The 8,480-nt window shown below is 61.3% G+C and carries 8 protein-coding genes; 2 read left to right on the top strand and 6 right to left on the bottom strand.

Annotated features, from left to right (window positions below):
* Position 1: 1 nt before the first annotated feature.
* Positions 2-1,249, top strand: coding sequence for a DUF58 domain-containing protein (locus CI603_RS01395; RefSeq protein WP_121912748.1), 1,248 nt, complete (start codon positions 2-4; stop codon positions 1,247-1,249).
* A complete protein-coding gene (locus CI603_RS01400; RefSeq protein WP_121912749.1) occupies positions 1,246-3,660 on the top strand; it encodes a transglutaminase domain-containing protein in 2,415 nt (804 codons plus the stop codon). The genes CI603_RS01395 and CI603_RS01400 overlap by 4 nt, the downstream gene beginning before the upstream one ends.
* Positions 3,661-4,537: 877 nt before the next feature.
* Here the strand turns inward: CI603_RS01400 and CI603_RS01405 are convergent.
* The 6 genes from CI603_RS01405 to CI603_RS08990 form a co-directional block, all read right to left on the bottom strand.
* Complete coding sequence (locus CI603_RS01405; protein WP_183122193.1) at positions 4,538-4,957, bottom strand: YbjN domain-containing protein; 420 nt, start codon at positions 4,955-4,957, stop codon at positions 4,538-4,540.
* Complete coding sequence (locus CI603_RS01410) at positions 4,954-5,499, bottom strand: hypothetical protein (protein WP_121912751.1); 546 nt, start codon at positions 5,497-5,499, stop codon at positions 4,954-4,956. The genes CI603_RS01405 and CI603_RS01410 overlap by 4 nt, the downstream gene beginning before the upstream one ends.
* A 41-nt stretch (positions 5,500-5,540) precedes the next feature.
* Positions 5,541-6,095, bottom strand: coding sequence for a DUF805 domain-containing protein (locus tag CI603_RS01415; RefSeq protein ID WP_183122194.1), 555 nt, complete (start codon positions 6,093-6,095; stop codon positions 5,541-5,543).
* 288 nt (positions 6,096-6,383) lie between these two features.
* Positions 6,384-7,163, bottom strand: coding sequence for a hypothetical protein (locus CI603_RS01420; protein ID WP_121912753.1), 780 nt, complete (start codon positions 7,161-7,163; stop codon positions 6,384-6,386).
* Positions 7,164-7,242: 79 nt separating this feature from the next.
* Positions 7,243-8,025, bottom strand: coding sequence for a hypothetical protein (locus tag CI603_RS01425; RefSeq protein ID WP_121912754.1), 783 nt, complete (start codon positions 8,023-8,025; stop codon positions 7,243-7,245).
* Positions 8,026-8,104: 79 nt separating this feature from the next.
* Positions 8,105-8,480: hypothetical protein (locus CI603_RS08990; protein WP_183122195.1), on the bottom strand; the 376-nt coding region annotated here is incomplete at its 5' end.

The following is an 8,480-nucleotide window of genomic DNA, read 5'->3' on the forward strand; positions in this document are numbered from 1 at the left end:
CATGACCGCCTTCGCCCGCCGACCTGCCCCGGAGATGAGACCGGCATCCTCGGCCGAATCCAGACAAGGCATACGAGCCCAGACCGCTGACCTTTGGCAGTCGGTCACTGCCCTGGGCCGGGCTATGGCCTTGGCCGCACTCGTTTGTGCTCTGGCCTTCGTCCCGACTGGCTGGCGTGAACTGCTTGCGGGTGTTCTGCTGGGCGTAGGCATGCTGCTGCTGGGGCTACTGATGAGCCTGGGCAATCTGTCCTGTAGCGCTGAAACGAGTCTGAACCAAGGACATCTGGAGGTGGGTGGCCAGGCCGAGCTGGTCCTGGTTCTGACCAACCCGGGCAACCGCTCCACCCGCCGCGGCCGAATCGGTCTGGCTCTAGGCCAGGCAACCGTCATGGCGCCTTTGCCTGCCCTGGCTCCCGGCCAGAATCATCAGATTCGCTTGAAGCTGGAAGCCAGGTCCCGTGGCGTGATTGACCTGGGCCCGGTGACCATGGAGGCCGGGGATCCGTTTGGGCTCATCCGCCGCCGTCGAATCCTAGCAGGGGCCCGAAAACTCTATATCCATCCCCGCACGGTTGCCTTGCCACCCCTTGAAGCCGGACTGGAACGGGACCTGGAGGGGGATCCTGGTCCCGGCATTGTCGACGACGACCTGGAATTCCATGCCCTGCGCCCCTATGCTCCGGGCGATGACATGAAGCGGGTCCACTGGCTGTCCACTGCCCGGGCCGGCACCCTGATGGTTCGCCAGTATGAGCCCACCCTACGCACTAGGACCAAACTGATCCTGGACGGCCAAGCCGCTTCTTACCGGAACGCGGATGAGTTCGAGCTTGCAGTTGAAATCTATGCCTCCATGGGCTGCCAATGCCTGCTTGATGGCCGTCGGCTGCAAGCGCTGGCCCCGGAACCTGACGATTCCGATGCCCATGGAACCACCCTGCCCACAGAGGATCCCCGTAGCTTTCTGGACGCCTGCAGTGCCATCCACCCCCGCCAAGACGGCTATGACTTACTTGACCGGACTGATGCTTCCGAACAGATCAGTCTGACCATTCTGGTAACCGGTTCGACGGGCGACCGCCAACCCTCAGCCTTGATGGGCGAATCGGCTCAGAGCGCCTCCCCGGTCATGCTGCTGGCTGCTGACCTGAATGCTCATCCAAGCCTGCAGACACAGCCGGGCCTGGTCAACGCCGTTTTGGGTAGTATTCGGGACCTCCCCATTCTCTTGAAGAACCAGCCATGAGCACATCATCAGCATCATGGATGGAGCAAGCCCAGAGGGAGCCGATTCGTCTGATCGATCGGACTGATCTGCGATCCACAGTCGACCCCACCTGGCGCCGATCCCCTATCATTCTGGTCGCCGCACTGGCTCCGCTCGATCTGATGGCCGGGCTGCAGCTGTTGCCGGTCTACGGCAGCCTGCCCTTCTGGCTGACAGTGGGAGCCGCGGCTTGTCTGACCGGACTACTGATCGCCATGCTCCCCCACCGCAGTATTGCCACAGCCCTCCTCCAACCTCTGCTGCTGATTGCGGGCCAGTTCCTGCTGGGCCCCATCTTCGCTCTGAACGGCACAACACTGGCCCATGTCCTGCCCACCTGGGCAACCCTGACACAAGGGTGGTCCGCTACCTTCGGTGCTTTCAAGACCCTGGCAGCCATCGACCCGCCCCTTGGCCAGGAAGCCGGCGGATTGATGGCCCTGTGGACGCTGATGCTCTGGACCTGCTATCTGGCGGTGCTGCTGGCCCGCCATGGCCTGGGCCGCAATCTGGGACGGCCGGCACACCCAGCAGCCGTCCTGGCAGCCACCTTGCCCATCCTGACCACCATGATTGTGTCAGCGGCCCTAGGCACCAGCAGAGGCCTCTATCCGGCATTGACGGGCGGCATCCTCTGGCTGCTTCTGCTGGTTTGGAGCGCAAGTGGACTGGGTCTGCTGCGTCTACAAGGACTTGCATCCACTCTCCTGACCCTGGCCCTGGCAGCCGGAATGATTTTCTCCGCTGGAATCTTGCCTGCTCCGACCCGGCAGGTCATCCGCGACCATTATCAGCCGCCCATGGACCCCTACCAGTTCACCAGCCCCTTGAGCGATTACCGTGCCTATATCAAACGACACCGCGACGATACCCTGGTCACGGTACGCAACCTGCCCGCCGGTACTCCGGTCCGGATGGCAGTCATGGACCGCTATGACGGCAAGGTCTGGAATCTGTCCGACTCCTCAGGCGCAGGAGCCGCCGACTACCGGCGCATCGGCGCCCAGATCCGCACAGAAAGGCAGCAGGAGAAGACCAAAGACGGCGAACAAACTGGACAGCCCTTTACCGCAACCTTTCTAATTCGGGAAGGATTCGACCACGCCTGGCTGCCCTCCGCCGGACAGGTCGACGGCATCGATCCGGACCAGGACCTGCAACGGAAAGACATCTACTTCAACAAGGCTACGGACACTGCTCTGACCAATCAGGCCCTACAGGCAGGAGCCAGCTATACGGTGCACGGCGTGGCCCAAAACCGACCCGCAACCCGTCGCATAGCCGACAGCGATCCGGGAGATGCGCAGGTGCCTCCCCTGTCGGATGCCCCTGAAAGCCTGCCCAAAGCGGCTGCCTCCATGACCTCCATGCAGGTGCGCGGCGGCGCCAGGGCACTGGCCATCGAGGAACGGCTGCACAAGGAGGGATGGTTTTCCCATGGTCTGGCCGGCGACTATCCCTCGCCCTCCGGCCATGGTGACTATCGAATCAACCAGCTCCTGCAGGGCCAGGCCATGGTGGGCGACAGCGAGCAATACGCCTCGGCCATGGCACTCCTGGCCAGGCAGATGGGTCTGCCATCCCGGGTGGTCTTGGGATTTCTGCCCAAGAACCATGACGGTTCCATCAGCCGAGCACGGACCAGGACCCAGGCGGACGGGAGCACCCGAATCGACTTGACGGGACGTGATGCCCAGGCCTGGGTGGAGGTCAATCTGAAGGGACTCGGATGGATCCCCTTCTACCCCACACCACCAGAGACCAAGACCCCGGACAAATCCCTGGACCCCACACCACCCGACCCACGCACCCTGGTCCGCCAGCCACCACCCCCGCTGGCCGACCCTCCCCACGACGACCACACCACCCAGGGCAGGACCAGCGTCGGCGGGCAGGAAGCATCCCCGCAGTCTCCACCCTCCTTCTGGAAGCAGTACGGACCCCTGATAACCAAAGCGACACTCTGGACCATGCCGGTCTGGCTACCCGCCCTCCCGATCCTGCTCCTACTAGGCCTCAAAGCCAGGCTGCGCAGACGGGCGCAGTCGACGGGCGACCCGAAGACACGTATCCGCGCCGGCTGGCGACAGATCGGCAACCTGGGCAGGCAGACCGGCCTGTCCCTGGACGGCACCCGTAGCGAGCAAGCGGCTCTGATTGCCCAGACCCTTCTGACCGACCCCCCAGGGTCCTCGTCGGCCGGACTGCGCGGAGATCTGGATCGACTGCGCAGCATGGCCGATCAGGCCTCTTTCGACCGGCACCCCTCCGATGAACAGGAAGCCGAAGACTGCTGGCAGCTGGTGGACAAGCTCCGATCCGCCATCCTGGCATCCCTGCCTCGAACCCGACGTTGGCGCACCCTGCTTTCCCCCAGACACCTGCACTGACCCGCTCCTCATGACTGGACCCGCCATGACATCTCCTTCCTGCCCAGACAGTGATATCGCATGGAAGAGAGCGTGTTCTACGATCGAGCTTCAAGAATCAAGACCCTACCAACCCACTGATGCAGGGCTTACACGCAAAGTTATGGCCAACCAGCTGCGCCCATGGACAACAGATGTAGACACGGTCGCCGGACAGTCGTTGTTTGCCACTGTCCTTCGATAACCTGGACCGCAGAGAAAAACAAAACAAGGGCCTTTACGGTCGCCGGGATCGTAAAGGCCCTCATCCTTTATCACATATCCTGCAACCGAATCCACGACTACCAGCTGCTCAGCTATTCAGACGCTCAGACGCTCACTGATTGGAATGCTGATTCTCCGAGGAGGAGGTGGCATCGCCGGACTGCTGCGGTGGCTGCTAGGCTGAGTCGTTGCCATCGGGCTCCAGAACCCGAGGACGCAGCGCTGGTGCCATCACCCCCGGCATGGTCCGGGACCTGCCCGCCGAGAGGATCGATGCCGGCATGGCATGGTAGGCATCCGCATTGAACTCCTTGCTTGTTTGCGCGAACGCCTCAACTGACCGAGACCACTCCGGATGTCCAAAAGCACCTTATCGACCTTGCTGAGTCTGAAAAGCAGGAACCTGTATCATTCGTGGAACCGTGTCATCACCGGCAAAGTACAGATAATCCTGTTGCCAGAGCATCTCTGGAGAACCGCGCGCCCCTCTGCGCGCACCAGCGCTGCGTCCCCTATGGCCTGCAAGACCCCGGCATACCGGTCAGCGGCCATGCCAGGCATTTCGCACCAGTTGGGGTTTACCGCCAGCGTGCATGCTCCGGAAGCACAATCACGCCTGACCCTGCACTTCGTCCTAGGCAATCCTTATCTTCGACAGCTGCTCTTGGGCAAAACGAAGGAAACCGTCCGAACCCGCCATGGCATACTTCAGCAGGCGATCGAACTGGTCATCATCCATCCCGCCCTGGCAATTCACCACGAACAACGTGTGGAAGACCAGGCCTTTTTCGGAACTCTGCAAATAGGCACCCGGCCCCTCATAGTACCGGTTCCAGGCATTGCAGACATCCTCAAGCAAATCATGCTGGCCATTCGGATGACTGCCCTGCTCGGTCCCATGAACCACCAGATACTTATCATGCTCGCCACGGACACTGAAATCGAGCGCGATATTCCCCCATAAACCGATCCAGGCCTGCTCATGATATTCGACACGGTATCCTTGGGCATCCAGCCACTGCTGTATTCTCTTCCCGTCAACCACGGATTTCATCGGCTGTTCCATTTGTTCATGCCCCCTCTTCCGTACGGTGCGTTCGGTATGCGTATGGGATCCGGGCACTGATCATTTACCCAAGCATAAAGATTCTGTATCAGATAGATGGAATCATCGAGACGTTGTCCCAGTACCTCATCCCGCTCGTCGCACATAATCTGCCCGACTCCCGCTATCCTGACGGCCTGGTTCTGCTCCAAGGAAGGTTCGGTGGCATAGGCCTTGAGATATCCAACTGATCGGTTCCATTCAGTACAGACATTCACCGCATCCCGATACCTGGCGGAGCTGAATCCCCGGCTCCACAGACTTGTGAAACCAATGGAATCCAGACTTTTGCTCATTACAAAAGTAATGCCGCAATCGACCAGCGGCACCAGTACAGGACCGCCGCTGGCATTGACGTACGAGGGTATCCCCCGCTGAGCGAGCAGTCGTATTATGCGGGCAATGGGAGTTGGAAGGCCTTGCAATAATTGCTCATCCACACTCATCCCAGCGGTTCCTTGTCCTCCCACATCCGCAGCAGTATCAGTCATCCCAGTCTCCTTATATAAATCCACCCGTGCAGACTAGTCAGTCAAGGTCGGGTCGTACCCGACTGGTTCACTCCCGCCCCTATTACTCCGTTGTCGATTACTCCGTTGTCAAAGGACAGACGGCGATGACGGGAAGGCGTGCACATGATGACCAGCTGAATCACTATCGCCACGAGCAGCGGGATGACGGCCAAGAGCAAAGGACCGCCACCTATGGTCAACATTCGAGATTTCACCAGACCAATCGTGGCTATAACTATAAGACCGTACGGAATCAAAGTCAGCCATCCCGACAGCAATAAATCATGCAGACGCCGAACCTCCAGAGCATACTCTGGCACCACCATGATCAGGTCGAAGACCAGGGGGATGAGAGCCCAGGATCCCCCGCCGCATACCTTACTCAGGCCCTGCTCTACAATTGATAGAACGATGAAGAACACCCATATCTCCTTGCGGCACGATCTCCCCCTCCCCCGGGCAAACAGGTAGAACGGCCGCTGCAGACATTCTCGAAATGTAGCGTCATACATGGGTTCGAAACCCTTCATCTCTGCCACACGAGGCGGTCTATTTTCAAACAAGGCAACCGCCATGGTCCCTTTCCTTCCATGCAACTCGAGCGGCCAACCAGAACAGATTCCGCCGCAACCAACTTCATTGTCGACAACCAGCGTAGATTGCATTACGGCTGTAGATATCGTTCACGTAAGGCCTGAAGCCTAGTAAAAGCCTGGACGATTACTTATACTACAGCACTACAGGACTCCACTTGCCGCCGCGCAGTAGCAAAACAAAACAGCCTGCATCCAACCCGACTGCGGCCAAGCAGACCACATGCGCGACAGGTACGTCAACCTTCCTTCCCTTACCAGCAACCCCCCTCATTGATCCTGTGCGGCGGTGCTGCCGCGTGCCAGGGCGGCCACCAGGGTCATCAGGTCGATGATCAGCGCCCAGGCCGCCAGCCACTCGAAGGATGCGTCGCGATTGTCGCCAGCGCAATAATCGATAGCCCACAGATCCTGCAGAAACCACAAGGCGCCCGTCGCGCCCACCGCCATACACCAGGGCAGGCACGACAATGGAGAGCCCCCGAACAGCAGGCACAGCATCCACGACGGCAGCACACACGACACAGCCGAAGCCACCCAGGCCGCCACACGGCTATGCACCCGATCCGACACAAACCGCAACCAGGTCACCCCGGCCACCACCAGCACAGCCACCGACACCAACACCCAACGCATCACCCCCGGACGCTCGCCGGTCATCGCGCCGAACATCACCCCCCAGCAGGGCATCAGCGGCATCGTCAGCGCCAGGCACCAGAACCCCGGACGCCCCCCACGGCTCTCGAACCGACTCAAAAACCACGCCATCGCAAAACCCGAAAACAAGCCCGCCAGGCCGAACTGTATACAACGGTCGCGCACCCACTGCTCGTCCTGGTCGTACAGGAACGCCCAGCCCGGCACAAACCCCGCCAGGAAGGCCGTCCCGTACACCGCCAGCTTGCGCACCACGCCGGCACGCGAAAAGACACGCTCCCCCACAGCCGCATGACGCGCACACCCCGCCACCCGCGACATGACTGAAGACGCGCTCTGCAGCCAGGACTTCCCTGCAGGAAGCCGCAAGGAACCAGAAACACCACCAGCCATCACACACCATCCTCCTGCTCAAAGCATCGAATCCGCCACTTCGCCCACCCGGCCAAGAACCGGCACAGCCGGAGCAAGCTCATTGCTGATCCTGCACGGCGGTGCTGCCGCGTGCCAGAGCGGCCACCAAGGTCATCAGGTCGAAAATCAGCGCCCAGGCCGCCAGCCACTCGAAGGAGGCGTCGCGATTGTCGCCAGCGCAATAATCGATAGCCCACAGATCCTGCAGAAACCACAAGGCACCTGCCGCGCCCACCGCCATACACCAGGGCAGGCACGACAATGGAGAGCCCCCGAACAACAGGCACAGCATCCACGACGGCAGCACACACGACACAGCCGAAGCCACCCAGGCCGCCACACGGCTATGCACCCGATCCGACACAAACCGCAACCAGGTCACCCCGGCCACCACCAGCACAGCCACCGACACCAACACCCAACGCATCACCCCCGGACGCTCGCCGGTCATCGCGCCGAACATCACCCCCCAGCAGGGCATCAGCGGCATCGTCAGCGCCAGGCACCAGAACCCCGGACGCCCCCCACGGCTCTCGAACCGACTCAAAAACCACGCCATCGCAAAACCCGAAAACAAGCCCGCCAGGCCGAACTGTATACAACGGTCGCGCACCCACTGCTCGTCCTGGTCGTACAGGAACGCCCAGCCCGGCACAAACCCCGCCAGGAAGGCCGTCCCGTACACCGCCAGCTTGCGCACCACGCCGGCACGCGAAAAGACACGCTCCCCCACAGCCGCATGACGCGCACACCCCGCCACCCGCGACATGACTGAAGACGCGCTCTGCAGCCAGGACTTCCCTGCAGGAAGCCGCAAGGAACCAGAAACACCACCAGCCATCACACACCATCCTCCTGCTCAAAGCATCGAATCCGCCACTTCGCCCACCCGGCCAAGAACCGGCACAGCCGGAGCAAGCTCATTGCTGATCCTGCACGGCGGTGCTGCCGCGTGCCAGAGCGGCCACCAAGGTCATCAGGTCGAAAATCAGCGCCCAGGCCGCCAGCCACTCGAAGGAGGCGTCGCGATTGTCGCCAGCGCAATAATCGATAGCCCACAGATCCTGCAGAAACCACAAGGCACCTGCCGCGCCCACCGCCATACACCAGGGCAGGCACGACAATGGAGAGCCCCCGAACAACAGGCACAGCATCCACGACGGCAGCACACACGACACAGCCGAAGCCACCCAGGCCGCCACACGGCTATGCACCCGATCCGACACAAACCGCAACCAGGTCACCCCGGCCACCACCAGCACAGCCACCGACACCAACACCCAACGCATCACCCCC

It is taken from the genome of Bifidobacterium sp. wkB338 (assembly GCF_003688325.1).
Lineage (GTDB): Bacteria > Actinomycetota > Actinomycetes > Actinomycetales > Bifidobacteriaceae > Bombiscardovia > Bombiscardovia polysaccharolytica.

What these genes read in the sequence shown, in the direction of transcription:
- CI603_RS01395 (WP_121912748.1), top strand. Translation starts at nt 2, where the DNA reads ATGACCGCCTTCGCCCGCCGACCTGCCCCGGAGATGAGACCGGCATCC.
- CI603_RS01400 (WP_121912749.1), top strand. Translation starts at nt 1,246, where the DNA reads ATGAGCACATCATCAGCATCATGGATGGAGCAAGCCCAGAGGGAGCCG.
- CI603_RS01405 (WP_183122193.1), bottom strand. Translation starts at nt 4,957, where the DNA reads ATGAAATCCGTGGTTGACGGGAAGAGAATACAGCAGTGGCTGGATGCC.
- CI603_RS01410 (WP_121912751.1), bottom strand. Translation starts at nt 5,499, where the DNA reads ATGACTGATACTGCTGCGGATGTGGGAGGACAAGGAACCGCTGGGATG.
- CI603_RS01415 (WP_183122194.1), bottom strand. Translation starts at nt 6,095, where the DNA reads ATGGCGGTTGCCTTGTTTGAAAATAGACCGCCTCGTGTGGCAGAGATG.
- CI603_RS01420 (WP_121912753.1), bottom strand. Translation starts at nt 7,163, where the DNA reads ATGGCTGGTGGTGTTTCTGGTTCCTTGCGGCTTCCTGCAGGGAAGTCC.
- CI603_RS01425 (WP_121912754.1), bottom strand. Translation starts at nt 8,025, where the DNA reads ATGGCTGGTGGTGTTTCTGGTTCCTTGCGGCTTCCTGCAGGGAAGTCC.